This window comes from Cyanobium sp. WAJ14-Wanaka (assembly GCF_024345375.1).
Taxonomy (GTDB): Bacteria; Cyanobacteriota; Cyanobacteriia; order PCC-6307; family Cyanobiaceae; genus Cyanobium_A.
Genome location: NZ_JAGQAZ010000001.1, coordinates 1,179,848 through 1,206,055, shown reverse-complemented (window position 1 = coordinate 1,206,055; position 26,208 = coordinate 1,179,848). Strand labels below are relative to the sequence as shown.

The 26,208-nt window shown below is 62.7% G+C and carries 23 protein-coding genes and 1 tRNA gene; 15 read left to right on the top strand and 9 right to left on the bottom strand.

The window, feature by feature from the left end; genetic code table 11:
• Nucleotides 1-152: 152 nt before the first annotated feature.
• Nucleotides 153-224: transfer RNA gene (locus KBY49_RS06755), tRNA-Thr, on the bottom strand.
• 46 nt (nucleotides 225-270) lie between these two features.
• On the opposite strand from KBY49_RS06755, the gene KBY49_RS06750 reads away from it, so the two are divergent.
• On the top strand, nucleotides 271-519 hold the full coding sequence (locus tag KBY49_RS06750; protein WP_254933947.1) for a DUF3493 domain-containing protein: 249 nt from the start codon (nucleotides 271-273) through the stop codon (nucleotides 517-519).
• Here KBY49_RS06750 and KBY49_RS06745 read toward each other — a convergent pair.
• The 6 genes from KBY49_RS06745 to KBY49_RS06720 form a co-directional block, all read right to left on the bottom strand.
• The gene (locus tag KBY49_RS06745) at nucleotides 442-1,251 is read right to left on the bottom strand and encodes a low-complexity tail membrane protein (protein WP_254933946.1); all 810 of its coding nucleotides are present in this window, start codon (nucleotides 1,249-1,251) and stop codon (nucleotides 442-444) included. The genes KBY49_RS06750 and KBY49_RS06745 overlap by 78 nt on opposite strands.
• Before the next feature lie 9 nt (nucleotides 1,252-1,260).
• Nucleotides 1,261-4,668: a translation initiation factor IF-2 gene (gene infB, locus KBY49_RS06740; protein WP_254933945.1), complete on the bottom strand. Its 3,408-nt coding sequence runs from the start codon at nucleotides 4,666-4,668 to the stop codon at nucleotides 1,261-1,263.
• 83 nt (nucleotides 4,669-4,751) lie between these two features.
• The gene (locus KBY49_RS06735) at nucleotides 4,752-5,030 is read right to left on the bottom strand and encodes a YlxR family protein (protein WP_254933944.1); all 279 of its coding nucleotides are present in this window, start codon (nucleotides 5,028-5,030) and stop codon (nucleotides 4,752-4,754) included.
• Nucleotides 5,027-6,430 carry a transcription termination factor NusA gene (nusA, locus tag KBY49_RS06730; protein WP_254933943.1) on the bottom strand — a complete coding sequence of 468 codons (1,404 nt, stop codon included), beginning with the start codon at nucleotides 6,428-6,430 and terminating at the stop codon, nucleotides 5,027-5,029. Before nusA ends, KBY49_RS06735 begins: the two co-directional genes overlap by 4 nt.
• A 35-nt stretch (nucleotides 6,431-6,465) precedes the next feature.
• Entirely contained in the window at nucleotides 6,466-6,933 is a 468-nt protein-coding gene (locus tag KBY49_RS06725; RefSeq protein ID WP_315857001.1) for a ribosome assembly cofactor RimP, read from the bottom strand.
• Between the two features lie 161 nt (nucleotides 6,934-7,094).
• A complete protein-coding gene (locus KBY49_RS06720) occupies nucleotides 7,095-7,376 on the bottom strand; it encodes a hypothetical protein (protein ID WP_254933942.1) in 282 nt (93 codons plus the stop codon).
• A gap of 84 nt (nucleotides 7,377-7,460) precedes the next feature.
• Here KBY49_RS06720 and KBY49_RS06715 point away from each other — a divergent pair, with 84 nt between their 5' ends.
• The gene (locus KBY49_RS06715) at nucleotides 7,461-8,579 is read left to right on the top strand and encodes a trypsin-like peptidase domain-containing protein (RefSeq protein ID WP_254933941.1); all 1,119 of its coding nucleotides are present in this window, start codon (nucleotides 7,461-7,463) and stop codon (nucleotides 8,577-8,579) included.
• A gap of 43 nt (nucleotides 8,580-8,622) precedes the next feature.
• The gene (gene rpiA / locus KBY49_RS06710) at nucleotides 8,623-9,330 is read left to right on the top strand and encodes a ribose-5-phosphate isomerase RpiA (RefSeq protein ID WP_254933940.1); all 708 of its coding nucleotides are present in this window, start codon (nucleotides 8,623-8,625) and stop codon (nucleotides 9,328-9,330) included.
• Nucleotides 9,331-9,343: 13 nt separating this feature from the next.
• Here rpiA and hisD read toward each other — a convergent pair whose 3' ends face one another.
• A complete protein-coding gene (hisD, locus tag KBY49_RS06705) occupies nucleotides 9,344-10,654 on the bottom strand; it encodes a histidinol dehydrogenase (RefSeq protein ID WP_396099508.1) in 1,311 nt (436 codons plus the stop codon).
• Between the two features lie 120 nt (nucleotides 10,655-10,774).
• On the opposite strand from hisD, the gene rpsT reads away from it, so the two are divergent.
• The 7 genes from rpsT to rlmN all read left to right on the top strand — a co-directional run bounded on the left by rpsT (nucleotide 10,775) and on the right by rlmN (nucleotide 22,828).
• The gene (gene rpsT / locus KBY49_RS06700; RefSeq protein ID WP_254933939.1) at nucleotides 10,775-11,101 is read left to right on the top strand and encodes a 30S ribosomal protein S20; all 327 of its coding nucleotides are present in this window, start codon (nucleotides 10,775-10,777) and stop codon (nucleotides 11,099-11,101) included.
• Between the two features lie 46 nt (nucleotides 11,102-11,147).
• Nucleotides 11,148-11,930 (top strand): TatD family hydrolase, encoded by a 783-nt coding sequence (locus KBY49_RS06695; RefSeq protein ID WP_254934057.1) that lies wholly within the window; start codon nucleotides 11,148-11,150, stop codon nucleotides 11,928-11,930.
• Between the two features lie 190 nt (nucleotides 11,931-12,120).
• A complete protein-coding gene (gene rpoB, locus KBY49_RS06690) occupies nucleotides 12,121-15,411 on the top strand; it encodes a DNA-directed RNA polymerase subunit beta (protein WP_254933938.1) in 3,291 nt (1,096 codons plus the stop codon).
• 48 nt (nucleotides 15,412-15,459) lie between these two features.
• Nucleotides 15,460-17,364, top strand: coding sequence for a DNA-directed RNA polymerase subunit gamma (locus KBY49_RS06685; RefSeq protein WP_254933937.1), 1,905 nt, complete (start codon nucleotides 15,460-15,462; stop codon nucleotides 17,362-17,364).
• 73 nt (nucleotides 17,365-17,437) lie between these two features.
• Nucleotides 17,438-21,544, top strand: coding sequence for a DNA-directed RNA polymerase subunit beta' (locus tag KBY49_RS06680; protein ID WP_254933936.1), 4,107 nt, complete (start codon nucleotides 17,438-17,440; stop codon nucleotides 21,542-21,544).
• Nucleotides 21,537-21,707, top strand: coding sequence for a high light inducible protein (locus tag KBY49_RS06675; RefSeq protein ID WP_254933935.1), 171 nt, complete (start codon nucleotides 21,537-21,539; stop codon nucleotides 21,705-21,707). Before KBY49_RS06680 ends, KBY49_RS06675 begins: the two co-directional genes overlap by 8 nt.
• 71 nt (nucleotides 21,708-21,778) lie before the next feature.
• Nucleotides 21,779-22,828: a 23S rRNA (adenine(2503)-C(2))-methyltransferase RlmN gene (gene rlmN / locus KBY49_RS06670; protein ID WP_254934056.1), complete on the top strand. Its 1,050-nt coding sequence runs from the start codon at nucleotides 21,779-21,781 to the stop codon at nucleotides 22,826-22,828.
• On the opposite strand, the gene KBY49_RS06665 is transcribed toward rlmN, so the two are convergent.
• Nucleotides 22,825-24,093, bottom strand: a complete 1,269-nt coding sequence (locus KBY49_RS06665; protein ID WP_254933934.1) for an AmpG family muropeptide MFS transporter — start codon at nucleotides 24,091-24,093, stop codon at nucleotides 22,825-22,827. The two genes, rlmN and KBY49_RS06665, sit on opposite strands and share 4 nt — an antisense overlap.
• A gap of 59 nt (nucleotides 24,094-24,152) precedes the next feature.
• Here KBY49_RS06665 and KBY49_RS06660 point away from each other — a divergent pair, with 59 nt between their 5' ends.
• The 5 genes from KBY49_RS06660 (at nucleotide 24,153) to KBY49_RS06640 (ending at nucleotide 26,199) form a co-directional block, all read left to right on the top strand.
• Nucleotides 24,153-24,278 carry a hypothetical protein gene (locus KBY49_RS06660; protein WP_254933933.1) on the top strand — a complete coding sequence of 42 codons (126 nt, stop codon included), beginning with the start codon at nucleotides 24,153-24,155 and terminating at the stop codon, nucleotides 24,276-24,278.
• 10 nt (nucleotides 24,279-24,288) lie between these two features.
• On the top strand, nucleotides 24,289-25,101 hold the full coding sequence (locus KBY49_RS06655) for a HEAT repeat domain-containing protein (RefSeq protein WP_254933932.1): 813 nt from the start codon (nucleotides 24,289-24,291) through the stop codon (nucleotides 25,099-25,101).
• Between the two features lie 76 nt (nucleotides 25,102-25,177).
• On the top strand, nucleotides 25,178-25,399 hold the full coding sequence (locus tag KBY49_RS06650) for a DUF2997 domain-containing protein (RefSeq protein WP_254933931.1): 222 nt from the start codon (nucleotides 25,178-25,180) through the stop codon (nucleotides 25,397-25,399).
• Entirely contained in the window at nucleotides 25,399-25,788 is a 390-nt protein-coding gene (locus KBY49_RS06645) for a DUF1257 domain-containing protein (protein ID WP_254933930.1), read from the top strand. The genes KBY49_RS06650 and KBY49_RS06645 overlap by 1 nt, the downstream gene beginning before the upstream one ends.
• A 3-nt stretch (nucleotides 25,789-25,791) precedes the next feature.
• Nucleotides 25,792-26,199, top strand: a complete 408-nt coding sequence (locus tag KBY49_RS06640; protein WP_254933929.1) for a ferredoxin — start codon at nucleotides 25,792-25,794, stop codon at nucleotides 26,197-26,199.
• Nucleotides 26,200-26,208 lie beyond the last annotated feature (9 nt).

Below are 26,208 nucleotides of genomic sequence, written 5' to 3'. Positions count from 1 at the left end.
CTGCAATCGGCTGAGGCTAAAAGCTTCAACTGTTTCCAGAGCAAATCGACGGAATCCCAGCCCCCCTCTCCTAGAGGGGGGCTTTTTTGTGGCTAAGACCCTGAAAGCAATGCCTGTTACTAACGTGAACTCTTTGACTTAACTATTAAATAAGCCGGTGATCGGATTTGAACCGACGACCTACTGATTACGAATCAGTTGCTCTACCCCTGAGCTACACCGGCCCCTTTGTGAAACTAGCATTGTCCAGCCGCCGATAGGCCTGATTTGATGGGATCGAAGCCCCCTGACCTTGATCCAGAGCTGCGGGCTCGCCTGCTCCAAGAGGTGCGCACGCCATGGCGTGGTTTGAGGCGCGGCATCTGGTTTGCCCTGGTGGCCTCGGCGGGGCTTGGTCTGGCCACCATGGCGATGCGCTTTTCCAGCGGCGAGCTGGTGCCGTCAACCGATTGGATCATCCAGGTGGGTGCCCTGGTCCTGTTTGGTGGCCTCCTCTGGTTCGATCGCAACAGGAGCTGACTCACTAGGACCAGCCCCCTCAGACTTTTCGATCGGCGTAAAAGCCACATCAGTGATTTCTGGCCCCAGCGCTGGCTCTGTATCTGGCACCACCAGCTGTATTGACTCCTTGGGCTCAACTATCGCCTGGGCAGGGGGAGCCGGTAATCCCTGGCCTGGTTCGAGCTCACGCAGCTGCATCCAGGGCAGCCCAAGGCAAAGTCGTGCCTGTGGCTGTTGAGCATCGCCGCCGCTGTCTGGGGCCTTGGGCTGACCTATGAGCAGCCAGGTCGCTTGCACCAGCTGCTGCCACTGCCAGACCATCAAGGCCAGCACCGGTGCACAGAGCAGTAGGGAGGTGAGGCGATTGGCCCGGGGGATTAGGGCAAAGCTGGTGGCCAGCACCGAAGTGCGATCAAGCCATAGCAACAGGGGCAGTAGCAAAAGAGTGCCACTGGCCAGTAGGAGCTTGAAGGGCAGCCCTAGGGGGATTGCCGTGATGTTCTGTTGCTCAGGTCGGCGCTTGCTGCCTGGGGCCTGAACTAGGAGCAGTGAAAAAGGATCGGGCGGCTTCAGCCAAAACAACACCGAAGGTGCAACTGCCCCCAGTCCCCAGACCAGCAGCCATTCCAGTAGGGGAAAGCGGCCAGGATCACTGGCCGCCAACAACACCAGCACCAGCAATAGCTCCAGTGGGATGGCCCCTAGGCCAACCAGCTGGAGCCAAAGCAGGGGCTCGCGGCGGGGATTCACTGTCTAGCCCTAGGTGCTGAGGGTGCGGCGCTGGGTGACGAGCTTGAAGGCCTCGGCCCGATCCCCCTCCTGCCAGCCATTGAAGCGATCGGTGCCAATGCCGCACTCGAAGCCCGTGGCCACTTCCTTGACGTCGTCCTTATTGCGGCGCAGGGAGTCGAGGTCGCCCTCGTAGACCTTTTCCTTGCCCCGGAAGACGCGCACCTTGCAGTTGCGCTGCAGTTTGCCACTGGTGACATAACAGCCAGCCACGGCGCTTTTGCCGATCGTGAACACAGCGCGCACTTCGGCTTCGCCCAGGCTTTCTTCCACCAACTCTGGCTCCAGCAGACCTTCCATGGCCATCTGGATGTCTTCCAGCAGTTTGTAAATCACCTCGTAGTCGCGCACATCGACGCCGGTGGCATCGGCGGCCCGCTTGGCCCCTGGGGCCATGGAGGTGTTGAAGCCCACGATCACGGCGCCAGAGGCTGCCGCTAGGTCTACATCGGTTTCGGTGATTTCGCCCGGCGCCGAAAGCAGTACCCGCACCTGCACCTCGCCCTGGGGCAGCTGCTCGAGGGAGCCAAGGATGGCCTCCACGGAACCCTGCACGTCGGCCTTGAGGATCAGGTTCAGTTCCTTGAGGTCGCCTTCGCTTGCCTGACCAGACATCGAGGCGAGTGAAACCCGACGGGAGGCCATTTGCTGGGCCAGGCGGGTGGCGCGGGCTTCGTTGGCCCGGTCTCCGACCACGGCCCGAGCTGTTTTCTCATCGGGATAGACCTCGAACTCATCACCGGCGGTGGGCACTTCGCTGAAGCCCAGGGCCTCCACCGCGTAGGAGGGCCCAGCCTCCTTGACCCGTTTGCCGGTGTCGTCGACCATGGCGCGCACCTTGCCCAGCACGGGGCCTGCCGCCAGCACATTGCCGGCCCGCAGGGTGCCGTTTTGGATCAGCAGAGTTGCAACCGGGCCCTTTGCCTTGTCGAGGTGGGCTTCGATCACAGTGCCCTTGGCCATCCGCTCGGGGTTGGCCTGCAGGTCTTCCACTTCGGTGACCAGCAGGATCATCTCCAGCAACTTGTCGACGTTTTCGCCCTTGATGGCACTGACGGGCACCATCACGGTGTTGCCGCCCCAGTCTTCCGCCACCAATTCGAGGGCAGAAAGTTCCTGTTTGACCCGATCTGGCGAAGCCCCCTCCTTGTCGATCTTGTTGATCGCCACCACGATCGGCACCTCGGCGGCCCGAGCGTGGCTGATCGCCTCCAGGGTCTGGGGGCGAACGCCGTCGTCGGCTGCCACCACCAGCACGGCCACGTCTGTGACCTTGGTGCCGCGGGCACGCATGGCCGTAAAGGCTTCGTGGCCAGGGGTGTCGAGGAAGGTGATCTTGCGCTCTTCTCCACCGTGGGGAACGGTCACCTGGTAAGCACCGATGTGCTGGGTAATGCCTCCGGCTTCGCCGGCGGCCACCCTGGTTTTGCGGATCGCATCCAGCAGGCTGGTTTTGCCGTGGTCCACGTGGCCCATCACGGTGACCACGGGCGGGCGACGGATCAGGTAGGCGAGGTCGCTCTCCTCGATCATCTCCACCGTCTTCTTGGCCGCCTCTTGGACGTCGTCCTCGAGGACAGGCACACCAAATTCTTCGGCTACCGCCTCGATTGTGGAGAGGTCGAGGGTCTGGGTGACCGTGGCAATTACGCCACGGAAGAAGAGGCTCTTGATGATTTCAGAGCTCTCGACGCTGAGTTTGTCGGCCAGCTCCTGCACCGTGAGGTTCCCCTCCGGCACGATCAGCATTTCTGGCCGCACCTGCTTGGCCTCGCGGGAGGCGCGCAGCTCCATGGCCCGGCGACGCTGGCGCTGGCGGGTGGTTTCCTTCTTGCGCTTGCGCATCGCCGCCATCGGTTTGGCGGCAGCTCCACCGGCGCTGCGGGGCTTGGCGGGCCTGGCCAGGCTGGCTTGCAGCACCACTGCTTCCTGTTCGCCGGCAAATCCGCCGGTCTCAGCAGTCAGGGCATCATCGTTTTCACCAATGATGTGCACCTTGGTGCGCTGTTTTTGCGGCGTACGGCTGCGCAGTGCCTCCAGCTTGGCGCTGTCATCCCAGTCGGGCCTGCGGGGGCGGCCGGCAGCTCCCGCAGGGGTGGCCGCGCGGAAACCGGGGCGCCTGGGGGCCGAAGGGGGAGTGGCCGCGGGGCGCACCAGATCGGGAGTGCCAGTACCACCGCCAGGACCCGCCGCACCAGCTTCGCTGCGCTCACCGGCGCGGCGCGGCGGTGGTGCTATTGACCTGCCTGGGCCTGGTTTCTGCAGCTGCATCAGCTCGCCAGGGGCCACCGGCTTGCGCATTCCCGTGGGCATGCCAGGCCTGCCTGGAGCGGCAGGGCGATTGCCGCCGGCTCCACCAGGGCCTTCGCTGTCGCGGCGAATTGGTTTGCCCACCAGCTCAAGGGGGCTGGGGGCGGGGCGGCCAGGGGCACTGCCGGCGGCCCGACCTTCCTGGCCTGGGCGGATGGGGGCTGGGGCCCCCGAGCGCTGGGGGGCCGGGGGGCGCTGGCTCAGGGGTGCCCTGCCCGCCGGTGGCGCCGGGCGACTGCTGGTGGGGCCTGCGCCTTTAGGTCCGCCGGGGGGGGTGCTTATGGGTCTGCCAACGAGCTGGGGTTTGGCTGCCACGGGCCGTGCGGGGGCGTCGCCCTTGCGGGCCTGGGCAGGTGCTGGTGCAGAAGGACGGGCTGGCGGTTTAGAGGCGATCACCACCGGTTTATTGGGCACCGGCGGCTTGCCGGTGAGGGGCGGCTTGCCAGCTAGGGGGGGCTTTCCCGGGAGGGGAGGTTTCCCAGCTAGGGGGTGCTTGCTGGCAATTATGACCGGAGGCTTTGCGGCTGGCGCAGCTGGTTTGGCTGCCGGAGCAGCAGGCTTTGCGGCTGGCGCAGCAGGCTGGCCAGGGGCTGCGGCGCTTGGCCGGGCAGGTGGTTGCTGGGGGGCCGGTTGTTTGGGGGCCGGTTGTTTGGGGGCTGGGGGTTTAACGGCAGCCGGGGGTTTGGCAGTGGCTGGTTGGGCAGCGGGGGGCCGGGCCGGGGCTGCTGCGGCCATCGAGGGAGTTGCGGGCTTCGCCGCAGGAGCGGCCAGTGCTGCGGGCTTTGCGGCTGGCGCTGCGGGCTTCGCAGCTGCAGGCGCAGGGGCCACTACCGCAGGGGCGGCTTTTTTCACCGAGAGAATGGCCTTGCCTGGAGCGGCGGCAGCTGCGCTGCTTTGGGCGCCCTTGTTGATCAGCGAGCGGATTTTTGTTGCCTCGTCGTCGCTAATCGAGCTGCTGTGGCTTTTTGCAGCAACACCCAGCGAAATGGCGGCGTCGAGCACGTCCTTGTTGTCCAGGCCCATGTCCTTAGACAACTCATAAATTCTGACTTTGCCGCTGCTGGTCATTCAGGTCTCCAGTGGACGGTTCCCAGGGGCCGCCGAATCGGGGGCCAACGGGATCCAGGCCGCTTGCACGGGGCGGCCAATGTTCATATTGCCTTAGAGGCGCGATCAACGCTGGTATTCAGTCGTTGTTCGAGGGTTTCGACGATTGTTTCTGCAACTTGGCAGCGCAAGGCCCGTTGCAAACGTTTTCGTCGTTTCGCCTCCTCAAAACACTCCTGGTTGGGACAGAGGTAAGCCGATCGGCCCATGCCCTGATCCAACCCGATTCCCCCTTCGGCGAGCCTGATGATCCGCCACAACTGCTGACGATCCAGCAATTCGCGACAGCTCACACAGCGCCGAAGCACAGGCCGAGAACTCACCGGGCTCCTTCCTCTTCGGGTGCTTCTTCTTCTGGAGCTGCCTCTTCTGGAGCTGCCTCCTGGGGTGCTTCTTCGTAGTCGTACTCGGCCTCGGCGTATTCCTCGTCGTCTTCGGGTAGGGGATAGAGCTCCCGCAGACGGGCATCTTCTTCAGCCCGCAGAGCTTGTTCCGCCTCAAGTCGGGCCTCCACCTCGGCCTGCTGGGCCTCCTCTTCCTGGCGTTGGGCGATCAGTTCGGAGACCACCGAGTCTTCGGTGGCCTGGTCGTACTCCGAGGCATTTTTGATGTCGATTTTCCAGCCGGTCAGGCGGGCCGCCAGGCGCACGTTCTGGCCTTCCCGGCCTATGGCCAGGCTGAGCTGATCGGGGGGAACCAGCACGTGGGCGTGCTGACCTTGGGGATCAACCAAGCGCACCATCTCAACCCGGGCCGGGCTCAGGGAATTGGCGATGTATTGGCCAGGATCTGGAGACCAGCGAATTACGTCAATTTTTTCGCCCCGCAGCTCGTTGACCACCTGTTGGATTCGGGAACCGCGGGCGCCGATGCAGGCCCCCACCGGATCCACCTCCCGTTCGACGCTGTCTACAGCCACCTTGGTGCGGGGGCCCACTGACCGGCTTGGCGGATTTGCTTCCCTGGCCACGGCCACGATGCGCACGGAACCCTCCTGGATTTCAGGCACCTCGTTTTCAAACAAATACACAACGAGGCCGGCGTTGGAGCGGCTCACGAACAGCTGGGGGCCGCGCCGGGCAATCTCACTGACTTCCTTCAGGAACACCTTGAAGGTGGCGTTGGCCCGGTAGTTGTCGTTGGGCAATTGGTCGCGGCGCGGTAATTCCGCTTCCACCTCTGGCCTGCCAAGGCCAGAACTGACGGCCATGATTATGGATTGGCGCTCAAAGCGAATGACCCTGGCGGTCAGCACAGGATCTTCCAGGTCCGCAAATTCCTCTTGGATCATGCGGCGCTGCTGATCGCGCAGCTTCTGGGCCAACACCTGCTTGGTGGTGGAGGCCGCCATGCGGCCAAAGTCATCCTTCTCGGGAGTTACGTCCAAGACGACCGTGTCGCCGATTTGGGCGTCTTCGGCCACCTGCTGGACTTCGGCAAGGGATATCTGGTGGTCTTCGCTTTCCACCTCTTCCACAATGATTTTTGAGGCCAGCACCCGATAGCCCTCCTCGTCCAGTTCGAGGCCAACATCGAAGTTGGAGAAGTAGTCCTCCTCGAAGGGGTCTTCGCTGATGCCCAGGTAAAGGGTGCGTCGGTAGCGCTCATAGCCCTTCAGCAGCGCTTCGCGCAGGGCGGCCTCCACCACGGCTGGAGCCAGTTTCTTCTCTTCGCTGATGTCCTCGATCAGGTTGTTGAGACCGGGGAGCAGAACCAGGGCCATGGATCAGGGGTGGGGAATGGTCTTGGGTTGGGAGATCAGGTGGTTGGAGTTACCAAACGCACACTGATCACATCTGGACGCGGAATGCGCTTGATGCGGCCCCGCAGGTTTAAGTGCAAGGCATCGGCGTCACGCTCGAGCAGGAGCCCTTCGCTGCAGACCGTTTCGCCTTTGGCATCGCGGAATTCCACTTCGATTGGGAAGCCGCGAAAACTGCGAAAATCCCGATCGTCCTGAAGTTCGTCGCTGACGCCAGGGCTGCTGATCTCCAAAACATAGGGCTCGAGCAGCAAGCTCGCCGCTTCGATGGCTTCACCAAGGGGGGCACTCATGGAGGCGCATTCGTCGAGACTGATGTCGCCGCCATCGGCTCGCTGCACCAGTACCTGCACTGTCATCGGAATGCGATGGCTGAGCACCTGGATGCCGCGCAGCACGAATCCCGATGCAGCCATGGCCTCCAGGGCCAGCTTTTCGAGCTCTGTGGTGGGCGGGGTGGTCAAAGCTGCAGGTGGGCAGGGATTGGGCACCCGCCGGCATCTGCAGTTTTTGAAACTGCCCTAGGAAAGTGACCCGGTAATCAAACCAGGATTTCTTAGGGATGCCCGCCGGGCACCAATTCACCTTAGTGGATGGGTTATTCGGGCCCACAGGGCTGGGCCGCTTAATCCTCAGGGCCGCCGGGAGTGGGGGGCAGGTTGATCATTGGCGCCTCGGCGAAATAATCGCTTTTTTGCACGGTTCCCCTCAAGCTGGCATCAAGGTTGATGCATTGGGATTTCTGCTCAGGAGTGCTCAGGTACTGGCAAACCCTCGCCCATAGCTTGGCGCGGCTGCCCGGTCCCCCCTGGCTGAAGTGCACTAAGTCGTTGCCACCTGCCATGCCCTGGATCTCAACTTGGCAGAGGCTGCAGCGCTGCCGGCTACCGGGAGGTATCTCTGCCATGGGTATCTCGCTAAAAGTTGGTTGTTGCGCATGTGCGCTGATTTCCGCCCAACTTAAGGGGGCCTAGCCCCCTAGCCTTGGCTGATGGCAGTTGTCCACTGGTTGTGTGTGGTCCTGGCGCTCTGCTGGGGTCTGGTTGGTTTGGCGCCGGTGCCAGCGGCTTGGGCCGATCCGATTCCGGAGGCAAGCCACAGTTTCGTGGCCGATGCGGCCCGATTGGTGGGCCCCGCTGTTGTCCGAATTGACACCGAACGGGACGTGGCTCGCCAGCCATTTGATCCGGCCATGCTCGATCCCTTCCTGCGCGATTTGCTTGGTGATCCTGCCGGCAGCATGCGCGAACGGGGCCAGGGATCGGGAGTGGTGATTGATGCTGCTGGGGGTTTGGTCCTAACCAACGCCCACGTGGTCGACAAGGTCGACACCGTGGAGATCACCCTCTCCGATGGGGCCCAGCTGGATGGGGCCGTGGTGGGAGCAGATCCTGTGACCGATCTGGCGGTGGTGCGCATTGAGAAGGGCCACCCATTGCAGTCGGCCACCCTGGGCGATTCAGAGGCCCTCGAGGTGGGGGATTGGGCAATCGCCCTTGGCAGCCCCTATGGCCTCGAGCGCACGGTCACCCTGGGCATCATCAGCAGCCTGCATCGCGACATTCACAGCCTCGGTTTTGCAGATAAACGCTTGGATTTGATCCAAACCGATGCGGCGATCAATCCGGGCAACTCCGGCGGCCCCCTGATCAATGCAGCCGGCGAGGTGGTGGGTATCAACACCCTGGTGCGCTCCGGTCCAGGGGCCGGTTTGGGCTTTGCAATTCCGATCAACTTGGCCAAGGGCGTAGCTGACCAACTCAGCCGCGGCGACCAGGTGCTCCATCCCTATCTCGGCCTCCAGTTGGTGCCCCTCACGGCCCGTCGTGCCCGTGACAACAACAGCGACCCCGGAGCGCTTCTGCAATTGCCGGAGCAGGACGGAGCCCTGGTGCAAAGGGTGCTCCCCGATAGCCCGGCGGAGCGGGCCGGCCTGCGGCGCGGCGATTTGGTGGTGGCCGTAGCCAACAAGCAGGTGGCCGATCCCGGTGCGCTGCTGCAGGTGGTGGAGCGATCTGCTTTGGATGAGCCTTTGCCCCTGAAGGTGATTAGGGGCCAGCAGGAAATCCAACTCTCGATCAAGCCCGCGGCCATGCCCTTGGCGGGCTGACTCACCTTGGCTGAGCTACGGTCGCGGCCCCGAGCACATGGACATGTCGGATCTGCAGGACCGGATGAAGCAGGCAGTCGCTGAAGCTGCCATCGAACAGATCCGTGACGGCATGGTTTTGGGATTGGGGTCCGGTTCCACTGCCGCCCTAATGATCCGGGCCCTTGGGGCCAAGTTGCAGCGCGGCGAGCTCAAGGACATCGTTGGGGTAACGACGTCTTTTCAAGGGGAGGTGTTGGCGGCGGAGCTGGGCATCCCCCTCCAGAGCCTCAATGCTGTCAACAGGATTGACCTGGCCATTGATGGTGCCGATGAGGTGGATCCCTCTCTCCAGCTGATCAAGGGTGGCGGCGCTTGCCACGTGCAGGAGAAGTTGGTGGCCCGCCGGGCGGAGCGCTTCGTGGTGGTGGTTGATTCCACCAAGCTGGTGGATACCCTCAACCTGGGCTTCCTGCTGCCCGTAGAAGTGCTGCCCGGTGCCTGGCGCCAGGTGCAGGCCGAGCTGCAGGAATTGGGCGGCGTGGCTGAATTACGGATGGCCGTGCGTAAGGCAGGCCCGGTGGTTACCGACCAGGGCAACCTGGTGCTGGATGTGAAATTTGGCGGGGGGATCGGCGATCCCGAAAGCCTGGAGAAGGAAATTAACAACCTCCCCGGAGTCTTGGAGAACGGCCTGTTCGTAAATCTCACCGACCAGGTGCTCGTCGGCGAGATCGTCGATGGGGTGCCGGGCGTCCGCGAGCTCGCCTAAGCCCCCAGCATCCTTAACCGAGCCGGCGCCGCACTGATTCGGCATGGCTGTGGAGCCCCTCGCTTTCGGCCAGGGTGATCACGGCAGGGCCCGTGGCCTCCAGGGCCTCGCGGTTGAACTGGATCAGGCTGGTGTGGCGCAGGAAGGTCTCCACGCTCAAGGCCCCCGCAAAACGGGCCGTGCCCGAGGTGGGCAGGGTGTGGTTTGGTCCGGCCAGGTAATCCCCCACGGCTTCAGGGCTATGGGGGCCCATGAAGATCGCCCCGGCGTGCTTGATGCGATCGGCCAGGGATTCGGGATCCTCCACCAGCAGCTCCAGGTGTTCGGGGGCAAAGCAATCGCTGAGCTGGGCTGCCTGGTCGAGGTCGCGGCAGACCACGATTAGGCCCCAGTCGCCCAGGGCTTGGCGGGTGATTTCAGCCCTGGGGTGCCCGGCCAACTGGGCCTCCAGGGCCGCCGGCAGGGCCGCCGCCAACTCGGGGCTGGTGGTCAACAGAATGGCCGCGGCTAGGGGGTCGTGTTCGGCTTGGGCCAGCAGATCGGCCGCCACCTGGTCGGCCTTGGCGGTGTGATCTGCGATCACCAGCACCTCGCTGGGGCCGGCCAGGGAATCTATGGCAACCCTGCCATAGACAGCCTTTTTCGCCAGGGTTACGTATAGGTTGCCCGGTCCGCTGACCACATCCACCCGGGGAATCGTTTCGGTGCCATAGGCCAGGGCGGCCACGGCCTGGGCACCACCCACCCGATAGACCTCCTCAACTCCCGCCAGGTGCGCAGCGGCCAAGACGGTGGCATTGGGTTCCCCCTGGGGGCCAGGCGGCGTGACCATCACCAGGCGCTGGACGCCAGCCACCGTGGCCGGCACCGCATTCATCAACACGGTGCTGGGATAGGAGGCCCGGCCCCCGGGCACGTATAAACCCGCCTTTTCCACGGGGCGCCAGCGCCGGCCGAGCCGTTCCCCATGGGGGCCGGTCACGGCCAGGTCCTGGGGGATCTGCTGCTGGTGAAAGGCCAGGATCCGCTGGTGGGCCAGCTCCAGGGCTGCCTGCAAAGGGGCCGGGCATTGCTGCCAGGCCTGGGCCAACCGTTCTTGGGGAATCCGCAGCGGTTCGGGTCGAACGCCATCGAAGCGTTGGGTCAATTCGATCAGGGCCCGATCCCCCTGACCGCGCACCTGGTCAATTATTTGCTCCACCTTGGCCATTGCCTCAGCCATCTGGGAGCCACTGGTGCGCTCCGCAATTGCGCCCAATCGCTCCGCCGCATGGTCACCATCCCGCAGGCAGGTGATCGTGAGGGGAGGCGGGGAGGAGACCACGGGCTTTGCAGCGCTGGCAGGGAATCTCAAGTTAGTGCGCCAAAGCTCTGGTCCTTTGCTTGGCCCCCAGGGGGGCGTGAAGGTAAGATCAGAGATTGCTGAACGCGCCTACGACCGCCTGTGGCCAATAACAAGTCTTCGAAAAAGCGCATTGAAGTTGCCGAGCGCAACCGCCTGCGTAACCGCACCTATAAGTCGGGTCTGCGCACCCTTATGAAGCGCTGCTTTGCCGCCGTAACGGCCTACGGGCAAGAGCCGGTTGAGGCCAAGAAGGAGGCTGTGCAAGCCACCATGAATGCTGCCTTCAGCAAGATCGACAAAGCGATCAAGGTAGGTGTGCTGCACCGCAACACCGGTGCCAACCAAAAGTCGCGCCTGAGTTCGGCCGTCAAAAAAGCAATTGAACCCCAAGCCCCAACAGCCCAGGCCAGCGCCGCCCAGGCCTGAGATCCTGGAAGCCCCCCAGGATGGCTGTCCACCGGTTGCAATTCAGCTGGTAGATAGCCATTGCCACATTGTTTTTCGCCAGTTCGATGACGACATCGATCAGGTGGCTGAGCGCTGGCGCCAGGCCGGGGTCCAATCCCTGGTGCATGCCTGTGTGGAGCCGGCGGAAATCCCCGCCATCAGGGCCCTGGCTGACCGCTTCCCCGAGATGCGCTATTCGGTGGGAGTTCACCCGCTGGACACCGAGCATTGGCGCAGTGATACGGCAACGGTGCTCAAGGAGGCCGCCCAGGCCGATGGGCGGGTTGTGGCGATAGGCGAGCTGGGCCTGGACCTATTTCGCGACAAAAACCTCGAAGCCCAACTCGCCATCCTTCGCCCCCAGCTCGATTTGGCGGTGGAGCTTGATCTGCCCGTGATCGTGCACTGCCGCGATGCGGCTGAACCGATGCTGGTGGAGTTGCGGGAGCGGGCCCAGCGCGGAGCCTGCCCCAGGGGGGTGATGCATTGCTGGGGCGGCACCCCGGCGGAAATGGCCGACTTCCTCGAGCTGGGATTTTTTATCAGCTTCAGCGGTTCGGTCACCTTCCCGAAGGCAGAGGCCACCCATGCCTGCGCCCGCCAGGTCCCAGTGGATCGATTCCTGGTGGAAACCGACTGTCCTTTTTTGGCGCCGGTGCCCCGCCGGGGCAAGCGCAACGAACCGGCCTACGTGGCGGCCGTGGCGGCCAAGGTGGCGGAGCTGCGTGGGGAAACTCTCACAAACGTGGCCAATAGCAGTAGTGCCAACGCCTCAAGCCTGTTTGGCCTGACACTTCACAATGTATGATCTTTGACTGGCCCGGATGCGGTAGCGCTTCTTGTTGTCGACGCCTGAAATCTTGAAGTAAATCCGCTGGGTGAGCCCGCAAAGGGCAGCCGTTCCCGCTGGGGGATAGCTGTCTGCGTGGCTTGCCTTCGGGGCTTCAAGGTCCAGGGCCGACCGGTCAATTGTTAACCAGTTCCTGCAGGTTCACCGCATGAGCAGCGCGATCAAGGTCTCCAAGACCGTTACCTACCTACCCGACTTGGTGGAGGTACAGCGCGCCAGTTTCAAATGGTTCCTGGAAAAGGGTCTGATCGAGGAGCTTGAGAGCTTTTCCCCGATCACCGACTACACCGGCAAGTTGGAGCTGCACTTCATCGGTAGTGAGTACCGACTGAAGCGTCCCCGCCACGACGTGGAAGAGGCCAAGCGGCGCGATGCGACCTTCGCCTCCCAGATGTATGTGACCTGCCGCCTGGTCAACAAGGAGACCGGCGAGATCAAGGAGCAGGAGGTTTTCATCGGCGAGCTGCCCCTGATGACCGAGCGCGGCACCTTCATCATCAACGGCGCTGAGCGGGTGATCGTTAACCAGATCGTGCGCTCACCTGGGGTCTATTTCAAAGACGAGCAGGACAAAAACGGCCGTAAGACCTTCAACGCCAGCATGATCCCCAACCGGGGCGCCTGGCTCAAGTTCGAAACCGACAAGAACGACCTGCTGCACGTGCGGGTCGACAAAACCCGCAAGATCAATGCCCACGTCTTGATGCGGGCGATAGGTCTGTCAGACAATGACGTGCTCGACAAGCTGCGTCACCCGGAGTACTACCAAAAGTCGATCGAAGCGGCCAACGACGAGGGCATTTCCTCGGAAGACCAGGCCCTGCTTGAGCTCTACAAAAAACTGCGTCCCGGCGAGCCCCCCTCGGTCAGCGGTGGCCAGAGCCTGCTCCACAGCCGTTTCTTCGATCCCAAGCGCTACGACCTAGGTCGGGTGGGTCGCTACAAGATCAATAAAAAACTGCGTCTGACGATCCCAGATGCGGTGCGCATCCTTACCCCCGAGGACGTGCTCAGCACCATTGATTACCTGATCAACCTGGAGCTCGATGTGGGCGGCGCCAGCCTTGATGACATCGACCACCTGGGCAATCGCCGGGTTCGCTCCGTGGGCGAATTGCTGCAAAACCAGGTGCGGGTCGGTCTTAACCGGCTTGAGCGCATCATCAAAGAGCGCATGACCGTGGGCGAGACCGAATCCCTCACCCCCGCCCAGCTGGTGAACCCCAAGCCCCTGGTGGCTGCCATCAAGGAGTTCTTTGGCTCCAGCCAGTTGAGCCAGTTCATGGACCAGACCAACCCCCTGGCGGAGCTGACCCACAAGCGCCGCATCAGCGCCCTCGGCCCTGGCGGCTTAACCCGGGAGCGGGCTGGCTTTGCCGTGCGCGACATTCACCCTTCCCATTACGGCCGGATCTGTCCGATCGAAACTCCGGAAGGTCCCAATGCTGGCCTGATCGGCTCGCTTGCCACCCACGCCCGGGTGAACGAGTACGGCTTCATCGAAACCCCGTTCTGGAAAGTAGAAAACGGCATTGTTCACAAATCCGGAGACCCCCTCTACCTCGCGGCAGACCTCGAGGACGAGTGTCGGGTGGCCCCTGGCGATGTGCCCACCGACGCCGATGGCCGCATCACCGCTGAGCTGGTGCCCGTGCGCTACCGCCAGGACTTCGAGAAAGTGCCCCCCGAGCAGGTGGACTACGTCCAGCTGTCGCCGGTGCAGGTGATTTCAGTGGCCACTTCGCTGATTCCCTTCCTTGAGCACGACGACGCCAACCGCGCCCTGATGGGTTCAAACATGCAGCGCCAGGCCGTGCCCCTGCTGCGTCCCGAGCGCCCCTTGGTGGGTACGGGCCTGGAAACCCAGGTTGCCCGCGACTCCGGCATGGTGCCAATCACCCGGGTGAACGGCACTGTCACCTTTGTGGATGCCACCGCCATCGTTATCCGCGATGAGCAGGGAACCGACCATGTGCACCACCTGCAGAAGTATCAGCGCTCCAACCAGGACACCTGCCTGAACCAGCGCCCGATCGTCCGCCAGGGCGATCCAGTGATCGCCGGCCAAGTGCTGGCCGATGGCTCAGCCTGCGAGGGCGGTGAGATTGCCCTGGGTCAGAACGTTCTGATCGCCTACATGCCTTGGGAGGGTTACAACTACGAGGACGCAATCCTGCTGAGTGACCGTCTTGTACACGACGATCTCTACACCTCGGTGCATATCGAAAAGTACGAGATTGAAGCGCGCCAGACCAAGCTTGGGCCCGAGGAAATCACCCGCGAGATTCCCAACATCGCAGAGGAAAGCCTTGGCAACCTCGATGAGATGGGCATCATCCGCATCGGCGCCTATGTCGAGAGCGGCGACATCCTCGTTGGCAAGGTGACCCCTAAGGGTGAATCCGACCAGCCCCCTGAGGAGAAACTACTGCGGGCCATCTTCGGTGAGAAAGCCCGCGACGTGCGCGACAACTCCCTGAGGGTGCCAAGCACCGAGCGGGGCCGCGTTGTTGACGTGCGGATCTATACCCGGGAGCAGGGCGATGAGCTACCGCCCGGCGCAAACATGGTGGTGAGGGTTTATGTGGCCCAGCGCCGCAAGATCCAGGTAGGCGACAAAATGGCCGGCCGCCACGGCAACAAGGGAATCATCAGCCGCATCCTGCCCCAGCAGGACATGCCCTACCTCCCCGATGGCACCCCCATCGACATCGTGCTCAACCCCCTGGGTGTGCCGAGCCGGATGAACGTGGGCCAGGTCTTCGAATGCCTGATGGGCTGGGCCTCTTCCCACCTGGGCTGCCGGGTCAAGGTTGTGCCCTTTGATGAAATGCACGGGGCTGAGAAATCGAAGCAAACCGTGCAGGCCTACCTCGAAGAAGCAGCCAAGCAGCCTGGTAAAGATTGGGTTTATGACCCCGGGAACCCCGGCAAGATCCAACTGATCGACGGTCGCAGTGGCGAGCCCTTCGACCAACCGGTCACGGTTGGCTATGCCCACATCCTCAAACTCGTCCACCTGGTGGACGACAAGATCCACGCCCGCTCCACGGGCCCCTACTCCCTTGTTACCCAGCAGCCGCTTGGTGGTAAGGCCCAGCAGGGCGGCCAGCGTTTGGGTGAGATGGAAGTGTGGGCCCTGGAGGCCTACGGCGCCGCCTACACCCTGCAGGAATTGCTCACCGTCAAGTCCGACGACATGCAAGGCCGCAACGAAGCGCTCAACGCCATCGTCAAGGGCAAGCCCATTCCCCGCCCCGGTACTCCCGAGTCGTTCAAGGTGCTGATGCGTGAGCTGCAGTCCCTCGGACTAGACATCGCTGTTTACACCGATGCAGGTGAGGAAGTCGATCTGATGCAGGACGTTAATCCCCGTCGCAGCACCCCCAGTCGGCCCACCTATGAATCCCTCGGCGTCGCGGATTACGACGACGACTGATCGCTGAATAAGTCCCCCATCTCTCGATTTCCGCGCGCCTAACTACCGATGTCCAACAGCAACCTCCGCACCGAAAACCACTTCGACTACGTCAAGATCACGCTCGCTTCGCCCGATCGGATCATGCAGTGGGGGCAGCGCACGCTGCCTAACGGCCAGGTGGTGGGTGAGGTAACGAAGCCCGAAACCATCAACTACCGCACGCTCAAGCCAGAAATGGATGGGCTGTTCTGCGAGAAGATCTTTGGCCCCTCCAAGGATTGGGAGTGCCACTGCGGTAAGTACAAGCGGGTGCGGCACCGCGGCATCGTCTGCGAGCGCTGCGGGGTGGAGGTCACCGAGAGCCGGGTTCGCCGGCACCGCATGGGGTTCATCAAGCTGGCGGCCCCCGTGTCCCACGTTTGGTATCTGAAGGGCATCCCCAGCTATGTGGCGATCCTGCTCGACATGCCCCTTAGGGATGTGGAGCAGATCGTCTATTTCAACTGCTACGTGGTGCTTGATCCTGGCGACCACAAGGACCTCACCTACAAGCAGCTGCTAACGGAAGACGAGTGGCTTGAAATTGAGGACCAGATCTACGCCGAAGACTCGGAGATCGAAAACGAGCCAGTAGTAGGTATTGGTGCTGAGGCCCTCAAGCAGCTGCTTGAGGACATCGAGCTCAACGAAACCGCCGAGCAGCTGCGGGCAGACATTGCCGCCAGTAAGGGTCAAAAGCGGGCCAAGCTGATCAAGCGTTTGCGCGTGATCGACAACTTCATCGCCACCGGCGCCCGCCCCGATTGGATGGTGCTGGATGTGATCCCGGTGATTCCCCCCGACCTGCGCCCGATGGTGCAGCTAGATGGCGGTCGTTTCGCCACCAGCGACCTCAACGACCTCTACCGCCGGGTGATCAACCGGAACAACCGCCTGGGGCGCCTCCAGGAAATCCTGGCTCCTGAAATCATCGTTCGCAACGAAAAGCGGATGCTCCAGGAGGCTGTCGATGCCCTAATCGACAACGGCCGCCGGGGACGCACCGTGGTGGGAGCCAACAACCGGGCCCTCAAATCCCTGAGCGACATCATCGAAGGTAAGCAGGGCCGCTTCCGCCAAAACCTGCTTGGTAAGCGGGTCGACTACTCCGGTCGTTCCGTGATCGTGGTGGGTCCGAAGCTAAAGATGCACCAGTGCGGTCTTCCCAAGGAGATGGCGATTGAGCTGTTCCAGCCCTTCGTGATTCATCGCCTAATTCGCCAAAACATTGTCAACAACATCAAGGCCGCCAAGAAGCTGATTCAGCGGGCAGATGATGAGGTGATGCAGGTGCTGCAAGAGGTGATCGAAGGTCACCCCATCCTGCTCAACCGTGCTCCAACCCTGCACCGTTTGGGCATTCAGGCCTTTGAGCCCAAGTTGGTGGACGGCCGGGCCATCCAGCTCCACCCCCTGGTCTGTCCTGCCTTCAACGCCGACTTTGACGGTGACCAGATGGCCGTGCACGTGCCCCTGGCGATCGAGGCCCAAACGGAGGCCCGGATGTTGATGCTGGCCAGTAACAACATCCTTTCGCCCGCCACTGGCGAGCCGATCATCACCCCGTCCCAGGACATGGTGCTTGGCGCCTACTACCTCACCGCCGAACAGCCCGGGGCCACAAAGCCCGCATTTGGCGACCGCTCCAGGACCTTCGCCAGCCTCGACGACGTGATCGACGCCTTCGAGGACAAGCACATCACCCTCCACGACTGGGTTTGGGTGCGTTTTAGTGGCGAAGTCGAAAGCGACGAAGAGGAGAAGCAGCCCCAGAAGGAGGAAACCCTTAGCGATGGCACCCGGATCGAGCAGTGGCTGTTCCGCCGCGACCGTCTCGATGAGGAGGGTGGCTTGATCAGCCGTTACCTGCTCACCACGGTGGGTCGGGTGGTGATCAACCACACGATCATTGGCGCCGTGGCTGCGTCCTGACGACCAAAGCCGGAGCAAACCCTCCGGCAGACCTTTTATTGCATCTCTTTCCGTCTTTCACCCGCGCGCAGCCATGACAGCTACCCCCGCCAAGAAAACCAAAAAGGTCTCTAAGAAGGCCGCTGAACTGGCCGCTGCCGAAGCCAAGGCCAAGCTGCAGGTCAATGAACCGCTGAGTAAGCAGGCTCCGCCCTTCCGGAACCGGGTGATCGATAAGAAGGCCCTGCGCAATCTGGTGGCCTGGGCCTACAAGCACCACGGCACCGCCGCAACGGCCTCGATGGCCGATGAGCTGAAGGATCTCGGCTTCCACTACGCCACCCAGGCCGCAGTTTCGATTTCCGTCGACGACCTGCGCATCCCTGGAGATAAGGCTTCCCTGCTGGCGGAAGCGGAAGAGCAAATCACCGAAACCGAAGAGCGCTATCGGCTTGGTGAAATCACCGAGGTGGAGCGCCACACCAAGGTGATCGACACCTGGACCGAAACTAACGAACGTCTCGTGGCGGCCGTGCGCCGCAACTTCAACGAGAACGATCCGCTCAACTCGGTTTGGATGATGGCCAACTCCGGGGCCAGGGGCAACATGTCCCAGGTGCGCCAGCTGGTGGGTATGCGGGGCCTGATGGCCAACCCCCAGGGGGAAATCATCGACCTGCCGATCCGCACCAATTTCCGCGAGGGTCTGACGGTTACCGAGTACGTGATCTCCTCCTATGGAGCCCGTAAGGGCCTGGTGGATACGGCCCTGCGTACGGCCGACTCTGGATACCTCACCCGCCGTTTGGTGGACGTAGCCCAGGACGTCATCGTGCGTGAGGACGACTGCGGCACCACCCGCAGCATTCCCATCGATGCCGATGAAAAGGGCAAATTTGCCAGCAAGTTGATCGGTCGCTTGGCGGCTGAACCGGTGCTCGACGGGGAGGGAGAGCTCCTGGTCGACCGCGACGGTGAGATGGACGGTCCCCTTTCCCGTCGGATTGAGGCCGCTGGCGTCAAAACGGTGAAGGTGCGATCGCCGCTTACCTGCGAGGCCTCCCGCTCGGTCTGCCGTAAGTGCTACGGCTGGGCCCTGGCCCACAACCAATTGGTGGATCTCGGCGAAGCAGTCGGCATCGTGGCTGCCCAGTCGATCGGAGAGCCTGGAACCCAGCTCACCATGCGTACCTTCCACACCGGTGGTGTGTCCACGGCTGAAACCGGCGTGGTGCGCTCCCTGCTCGATGGCGTTGTCGAATTTGGCGCCAAGGCCCGGGTGCGTCCTTTCCGGACACCCCACGGCGTGGAGGCCCAGATTGCTGAAACCGACTTCACCCTCACCCTCACCCCCTCAGGTAAGGGCAAGGTTCAGAAGCTGGATATCGTCAACGGCTCAATTCTGTTTGTCGCCGATGGCGACACCGCTCCCGGTGACACGATCCTTGCCCAGATCGCCGCTGGCGTGACGGTCAAGAAGAGCGTGGAAAAGGCCACCAAGGACGTGATCTGCGACCTGGCTGGTCAGGTGCGCTACGAAGATGCCATCCAGCCCAAGGAGGTCACGGACCGCCAGGGCAACATCACCCTCAAGGCCCAGCGTTTGGGCCGGATGTGGGTGTTCAGCGGCGACGTTTACAACCTCCCCCCCAATGCCCTGCCCGTGGTGCATGGCAATAAGGAAGTCACCGTTGGCGAAGTGCTGGCCGAAAGCCGCCTCGTCAGTGAGTACGGCGGTGCCGTGCGGCTGAGGGAATCGGCGGGAGACTCCCGCGAGGTTCAGATCGTGACCGCCAGCCTCACCCTCAAGGATTGCAAGCTGGTGGGTGAATCCACCCACTCCGGTGAGCTCTGGCACCTCGAGGGCAAGGACAACATCCGCTATCGCCTCAACACCATCCCCGGCAGCAAGATTGGCAACGGGGAAGTGATCGCCGAACTGAACGACGACCGCTTCCGCACCCAAACCGGCGGCACGGTCAAATTTGCCCCGGGCCTATCGATCAAGAAGGCCCGTAGTGCCAAAAATGGCTACGAGGTGAGTAATGGCGGCACCCTGCTCTGGATTCCCCAGGAAACCCACGAGATCAACAAGGACATCTCCCTGTTGATGATCGAGGACGGCCAGTGGATTGAGGCTGGTACGGAGGTTGTCAAGGACATCTTCAGCCAAACCGCCGGCATCGTCACCGTTACCCAGAAGAACGACATCCTGCGCGAAATTATTGTTCGCTCCGGCAAACTTCACCTGGTTGCCGATAGCAAAACCATTGCCCGTTTTGCCGACGGCAAGATGGTCAATCCCGGTGAAGAGCTTGCCAAGGGCCTCAAGGCTGAGGCGATGCTCTTTGTCGAATCAGTTGACACTCCCGAAGGCGGGGCCCTGTTGCTGCGCCCGGTGGAGGAGTACTCCATTCCTGACGCCGCCCACCTGCCCGAATTGGGCAGCGTTAAGCAGAGCGGTGGCCCTTTCCTGGGCCTAAAGGCAACCCAGCGACTCGCCTTCAAGGACGGCGAATTGATCAAGTCGGTGGAGGGCGTGGAGCTGCTGCGCACCCAATTGATCCTGGACACCTTCGATACCACTCCCCAGATGACGGTGGATGTGGAGGCTGTTGCAGACAAGCGCGCCAAGACGATCGAGCGCCTGCAACTCACCATCCTGGAAACCCTGCTGGTGAGGCGTGACACTCTCTCCGATGCCAGCCACGGTTCGACCCACACCGACCTCCAGGTTCAAGATGGGATTGCGGTGAAAAAAGGCGATGTGGTGGCCACCACCCAGATCCTTTGCAAGGGCAATGGGGTAATGCAGTTGCCTGACCTGGTGGATGGCGAGCCGATTCGCCGCCTGATCGTTGAGCGCTCAGACGACACCCGTCAAATTGATCTGGGCTCCGCCAAGCCCCTGGTGGGTGTTGACCAGCGGATCGTCGACGGCGATGAACTGGCCCAAGGAGTGGCAGCCCCCTGCTGCGGCCAAGTTGAAGCGATTCAGGGCAACACCCTCACGATTCGCCTGGGCCGTCCCTACATGGTTTCCCCGGATTCCGTTCTGCACGTTCGCGATGGTGAGCTGGTGCAACGCGGCGACAGCCTGGCCCTGCTGGTGTTTGAGCGCCAGAAGACCGGCGACATCGTGCAGGGTCTACCCCGTATTGAGGAACTACTGGAGGCCCGCCGCCCCCGGGAATCGACGATCCTTTGCCGCAAGAGCGGCACCGTCCAGATCAAGCAGGGTGACGACGACGACTCACCCACCGTTTCGGTGATTGAGCACGACGACGCGATCACCGAGTACCCAATCCTCCTGGGTCGCAACGTGATGGTCAGCGATTCCCAGCAGGTCAGTGCCGGTGAATCCCTTACCGATGGTCCGATCAACCCCCACGAGCTGCTCGAGTGCTACTTCGAGGATCTGCGCAGCCGTAAGCCAACGATGGAAGCAGCCCAGGAGGCCATCTCCAAGCTGCAGTTCCGGATGGTGACGGAGGTGCAAAACGTCTACAAATCCCAGGGCGTTTCGATCGACGACAAGCACATCGAAGTGATCGTGCGTCAGATGACCAGCAAGGTGCGGATCGAAGATGCCGGTGACACCACCCTGCTACCGGGCGAATTGATTGAGTTGCGCCAGGTGGAGCAGGTCAATTCCGCCATGGCGATCACCGGTGGCGCCCCGGCCGAATTCACCCCCGTGCTGCTGGGTATCACCAAGGCCTCCCTCAACACCGACAGCTTCATCTCGGCGGCATCCTTCCAGGAGACCACCAGGGTGCTGACCGAGGCGGCGATTGAGGGCAAGAGCGACTGGCTGCGCGGTCTCAAGGAGAACGTGATCATTGGTCGTTTGATCCCTGCCGGTACGGGCTTCAGCGGCTTCGAAGAGGAATTGCGGGCTGAGGCTGGTCCCCACCCCGACATCCTTGAAGAGGACGGCATGGGCTATCGCCGCATGCAGAACCTGCGCCCCGACTACACGGTCGAGATGCCGGCCCCCTCGGCGTCAATGGCGGTGCTGGATGACCCTTCCGATGAGGACCTGTCGGCAACCCGCAGCCGCCATGGCATCGAAGCCAGCGCCAGCAGCGTGGCCGCCTTCACCCGCCCCACGGTGGAGGAGGGCCTTGAGGAGGAGTTGATCGCCGATCCTGCTGCCCTTGAGGGTCTCCAGGACGAGGGCCTGCTGACTGATGACTAAAACACCCCTGACCAGCCTGGGCACTCCCGTGCCCCAGCGCCGCCTGCCCCGCTACGGCTTCCACACCCACACCGAAAACTTCAATGGCCGCATGGCCATGCTCGGTTTCATTGCCCTCTTGGCTGTGGAGTGGAAGCTGGGCCACGGGCTCCTGATTTGGTGAATCCACCTTCTGATTTGGTTAATCCAGCCGATTTAGATCTGCCCAGCATCGAGGCCCTTCCCCTTTTGGGGATGGGCCTTTCGGCTTTGGAGCGGTGGGCCCAGGACCAGGGCCAATCTGCCTTTCGGGGCCGTCAACTGCACGATTGGCTCTACGCCAAGGGGGCCCAAAACCTGGAGGCAATCACCGTGTTGCCCAAGGCCTGGAGACAGGTGCTCCAGGCCAATCCGCCTGCGGGGGCAAACGATTGGCTGGGTCGTTCCCAGGAGCTACATCGCAGCGTGGCCCGGGATGGCACCACCAAGTTGCTGCTTGGCACCGCCGATGGACTCAGCCTGGAAACGGTGGGGATCCCCAGCTCCGACCGACTCACGGTGTGTGTGAGTAGCCAGGTGGGCTGTCCGATGGCCTGTCGTTTTTGCGCCACAGGCAAGGGGGGGCTGCAGCGTTCCCTGGCGCTCCATGAAATTGTCGACCAGGTGCTGAGGGTGCGGGAGGTGATGGAAAAGCGCCCCAGCCACGTGGTTTTCATGGGCATGGGTGAGCCCTTGCTCAATATCGACGCCGTGCTGGCGGCGATCGATTGCCTCTGTACTGATTTAGGCATGGCCCAGCGGCAGATCACGGTGAGCACCGTGGGGGTGCCAAAAACCCTGCCAACCTTGGCCGAGCTGGCCCTTGAGCGCCTGGGGAGGGCCCAATTCACCCTGGCGGTGAGCCTGCATGCCCCAGATCAGCAGCTGCGCGAAAGCTTGATCCCTACGGCCCATGCCTATCCCCTGGAGGCATTGCTGGAGGATTGCCGGCGTTACGTGGCGATCACCGGTCGGCGGGTCAGTTTTGAATACATCCTGCTGGGGGGGCTCAACGACCAACCCCGCCACGCAGAGGCCCTGGCCCAGTTGCTGCGGGGTTTCCAAAGCCACGTCAACCTGATTCCCTATAACCCCATTGAGGAGGAGGAGTTCCAGCGCCCCACCCCCCAGGCGGTGGCAGCCTTTAAGGCCGGATTAATGGCTCGCCATGTGGCGGTGAGTGTGCGCGCCAGCCGGGGTTTGGATGCCGATGCGGCCTGCGGTCAGTTGCGCCGCCGGCTGGCTGTTAGTCCAGTTTCGGGTTAGGTGGGGTCCTTGGCCTGATCGAAGGCGCCGCGGCAGCCGTCCCCGTGCCAGGGGGTAAGCCACACCATCAGGAGGAAGGCTGGCAGGGAGGAGGCCACGGTGAGCAGGAAGAAGTTGCTCCAGCCCACACCCTCGGCCACAAAGCCTGCTTGGCCGGAAAGGAGGGAGCGGCTGAGGGCGTAGACCCCGGAGAGCAGGGCGTATTGGGTGGCGGAGAAGCGTGGGTTGCAGAGGCTCATCAGCAGGGCCACAAAGGCTGCTCCCACCATCCCTCCCCCCAGGTTCTCCAGACCCACCGCCAGCAGTAGGGCAACTGGTCCGCCATCGAAACTGGCAAGGGCCCAGTAGGACAAATTGCCGGCGCTGCCCACCAGGGCGAATACCCATAGGGACCGGTTCATCCCCAACTTGCCAAACAGAATTCCCCCCAGAATCGTGCCAACGATCGTGGCGCCGATGCCCCAGCCGGCCAGCACGGAACCCACCATTTCTGGGCTAAATCCCTGTTGAATCAGGAAGGGCACTGCCATCACGTTGAGCAGGCCGTCAGGCCAGCGGTAGAGCAGCACCAGGGCCAGCAGCATGGCGGCCCGTCCTCGGCCGGTGCGGTGCAGGAATTCCCTGGCTGGGCCCACCACCGCTTGGCGCAGGCTGGTGACCTGGTGCCCAATCGGCAGCAGCTTTGGTGCCGTAAGGGTGAACGGCACCACCAGCAGCATCAGCACCGCAGCGGCAGCAAAGGCCAGGGGCCAGCCGTAGCGCCCGGCCAGGATGAAACCGCCGGCACCTATGGCGAGCATCGCTCCCCGGTAACCGAGATTGGTGGCTGCGGCACCGGCGCCCCGCTCCCCTTCCGGCAGCAGGTCGCTGCGGTATGCATCCACAACGATGTCCTGGGTGGCGCTCACCAGGGCCAGCAGCAGGGCCATTAGGCCAATCGCCGTCAGGCTGGCTGGTTGCTGGCTGGGCCGCAGAAAGGTCATGGCGCCGATCACTGCCACCAGCAGCAACTGCAGCAGCAGTAGCCAACCCCGGCGCCGGTCTGGCCAGGGGATGGGCCAGCGATCCAGGGCAGGTGCCCAGACCATCTTTAGGGTGTAAGGCAACTCGGCGTAGGCGAGCATCCCGATCAAGCCCAGGGGAATGCCGGTGGCGGTGAGCCAGCCCTGTAGCAGCTTTGTTCCCACCACGTAGGGAGTGCCGCTGGCCACACCTTCGGCGGCTACAGCCGTGATGCGTCGCCAGGTGCTTGTAGGCGCAGTCATCAATTGGGCCCTATTTAGAGAACCCTAGGGGCGATGATGGCACCACGCCCAGAGATGCCGTGCAATTTTTCCGCTCCACCCTCCTGCCCGCAGCCATCGTGTTGCTTTTTGGTCTGGCGCTGTTTGCCGTGAGTGCACGCATCTGGCTGCCCAGTGACATGGCGGCTCCTGCACCGATCAGTTGAACCTGTCGCCGTGATCGATCCCCAGCCGCTGCCCAGTGCCCCCTTTGATGGGAGCCCCCAGGAGCTCTATCTCGATCCGGAGGTTCTGGCGCGGGAGCTTGCTGAGGAGCTGTTGGGGGATCCCCTAGACGAACTCGACAACACCGATCCGGCGGCGGCCGATGTGGCCGCAGAATGTGATTTGGGCTTGGTGCTGCTAGCCGGCAGCCATGACGAGCGGATGCAGGGTCTGCGCATCTTTTGTGAACACCGCGATCCGAGGGCCCTGCCGCGGCTTTTGCCTTTGCTTGCCGCCCCCTGTCCAATTGTGCGGATGAGTGCGGTCTATGCCCTGGGCAGAAACCCCAGTCCGATGGCGGTTGAACCCCTGCTTGCCCTGTTGGCGGGCGACCACAACGGCTACGTGCGCAAGGCGGTGGCCTGGAGTTTGGGCAGCTACCCGGATGCACCGGTTTTGAATCCCCTGACCCGCTCGCTGCAGGTGGATATCGCTGCGGTGCGCCTGTGGGCGGCAGGTTCCCTGGCGGAAGCCGGCAGCACCGGGCCCGCCAAGGCCGATCCGGCAGCCGCCCAATTACTGATGTGTCTGCGCATAGACAGTGAGCCAGCCGTGCGTTGCAACAGTGCCTGGGCCCTGGGCCGGCTTTTCAACGACCTGGTGGATCTGCGTCAACAGGATGTGGTCGAAAGCTTGGTCACTGCCATGCTCCAGGACGGCGAATCGAGTGTGCGCGAGGAGGCCCGTCTGGCGCTGGAACAACTGGAGCAGCCTGAAGTTCTCGAGCGGCTGCAGACCTTGGTGGAGGAGGGCCTGCTGGCCTGAGTGAAAAGCGGCTGGCCTGATCTGCCCTGCTGCTAACAAACGCCGCTACGATTGTCCAAACCTCGCAATTTTGGGGATGGCCCTAGAAACCATCCATTTTCGTATTCGGCCAGATGGACGGGTGGAAGAGCAGGTTGAGGGGCTCCAGGGCCTGGCTTGTGAGCAGCTCACCGAGGACATTGAGGCCCGTCTGGGGGTGCTGCAGCGGCGCCAGAGCACCGCAGAGGCCTTCCAATCCCAGGGCCAGGCCCAAATCCAGCCGCTCCAGGTTTCTCCAAGTCCCCAGCTTCTTGATTGATGTCGCACTTCAGCACTGTCAAAACCGAGCTCCGCGACCTTGAGGCCCTGGTTGGGGCCCTCACCGACCTCGGTCACCCACCTCAGCTGGGCGCCCAGCAGGTGCGGGGCTACCGGGGCCAAACCGTTACTGCCGACCTGACGGTCGACCAGGCCAATGGGGCCGATATCGGTTTCCGGCTCAATGAAGCAACTGGCAGCTATGAGCTGGTAACTGATCTGGATCTCTGGAACCAACAGGTGCCTGTGGAGCGCTTCCTAAACCAACTCAGCCAGCGCTACGCCCTGCGCTCCATCCTTTCGGCCACGGCAGATAAGGGTTTCCAGGTGAGTGAACAAACCAACCACGACGATGGCAGCATCGAGTTGGTTGTGACCCGCTGGGCCTAGGGCTTGGATTCAGCTGCCCATTTGGCCTTTTCGGCCAATATCTCCGATCCAGGCCTGCAATGCACTGGAGCTGAGCCCCTGCTCGGTGGTGCCCTGCGCCAGCAGGCGGTTTGGGTTGATGAGGCCGTTTGTATTGGCTGCCGCTACTGCACCCATGTGGCGACAAATACTTTTTTGGTAGAACCCCAATGGGGGCGCTCAAGGGCCCTGCGCCAGGACGGCGACAGCACCGAGTTGATCCAGGAGGCCATAGATACCTGTCCGGTCGACTGCATCCATTGGGTGGCCTACGAGACCTTGCCGGAGCTCGATGCCCAGTTGGCCCAGCAAGATATCCAGCCCCTGGGGCTCCCCCAGTCGGCTAGGCCAAAGCGAATCTTGCCGCGCCGCGCCCCGGAGCTCAGCCCCTAGCAGGAGCGC

Excerpts from the sequence above, each read along its gene's own strand:
- rpoB (WP_254933938.1), top strand. The coding sequence starts at position 12,121 with ATGAGCAGCGCGATCAAGGTCTCCAAGACCGTTACCTACCTACCCGAC.
- KBY49_RS06750 (WP_254933947.1), top strand. The coding sequence starts at position 271 with ATGGGATCGAAGCCCCCTGACCTTGATCCAGAGCTGCGGGCTCGCCTG.
- KBY49_RS06720 (WP_254933942.1), bottom strand. The coding sequence starts at position 7,376 with ATGGCAGAGATACCTCCCGGTAGCCGGCAGCGCTGCAGCCTCTGCCAA.
- KBY49_RS06675 (WP_254933935.1), top strand. The coding sequence starts at position 21,537 with ATGACTAAAACACCCCTGACCAGCCTGGGCACTCCCGTGCCCCAGCGC.
- KBY49_RS06645 (WP_254933930.1), top strand. The coding sequence starts at position 25,399 with ATGTCGCACTTCAGCACTGTCAAAACCGAGCTCCGCGACCTTGAGGCC.
- rpiA (WP_254933940.1), top strand. The coding sequence starts at position 8,623 with ATGTCGGATCTGCAGGACCGGATGAAGCAGGCAGTCGCTGAAGCTGCC.
- KBY49_RS06680 (WP_254933936.1), top strand. The coding sequence starts at position 17,438 with ATGACAGCTACCCCCGCCAAGAAAACCAAAAAGGTCTCTAAGAAGGCC.
- KBY49_RS06685 (WP_254933937.1), top strand. The coding sequence starts at position 15,460 with ATGTCCAACAGCAACCTCCGCACCGAAAACCACTTCGACTACGTCAAG.
- infB (WP_254933945.1), bottom strand. The coding sequence starts at position 4,668 with ATGACCAGCAGCGGCAAAGTCAGAATTTATGAGTTGTCTAAGGACATG.
- KBY49_RS06715 (WP_254933941.1), top strand. The coding sequence starts at position 7,461 with ATGGCAGTTGTCCACTGGTTGTGTGTGGTCCTGGCGCTCTGCTGGGGT.
- nusA (WP_254933943.1), bottom strand. The coding sequence starts at position 6,430 with ATGGCCCTGGTTCTGCTCCCCGGTCTCAACAACCTGATCGAGGACATC.
- rlmN (WP_254934056.1), top strand. The coding sequence starts at position 21,779 with ATGGGCCTTTCGGCTTTGGAGCGGTGGGCCCAGGACCAGGGCCAATCT.
- KBY49_RS06665 (WP_254933934.1), bottom strand. The coding sequence starts at position 24,093 with ATGACTGCGCCTACAAGCACCTGGCGACGCATCACGGCTGTAGCCGCC.
- KBY49_RS06650 (WP_254933931.1), top strand. The coding sequence starts at position 25,178 with ATGGCCCTAGAAACCATCCATTTTCGTATTCGGCCAGATGGACGGGTG.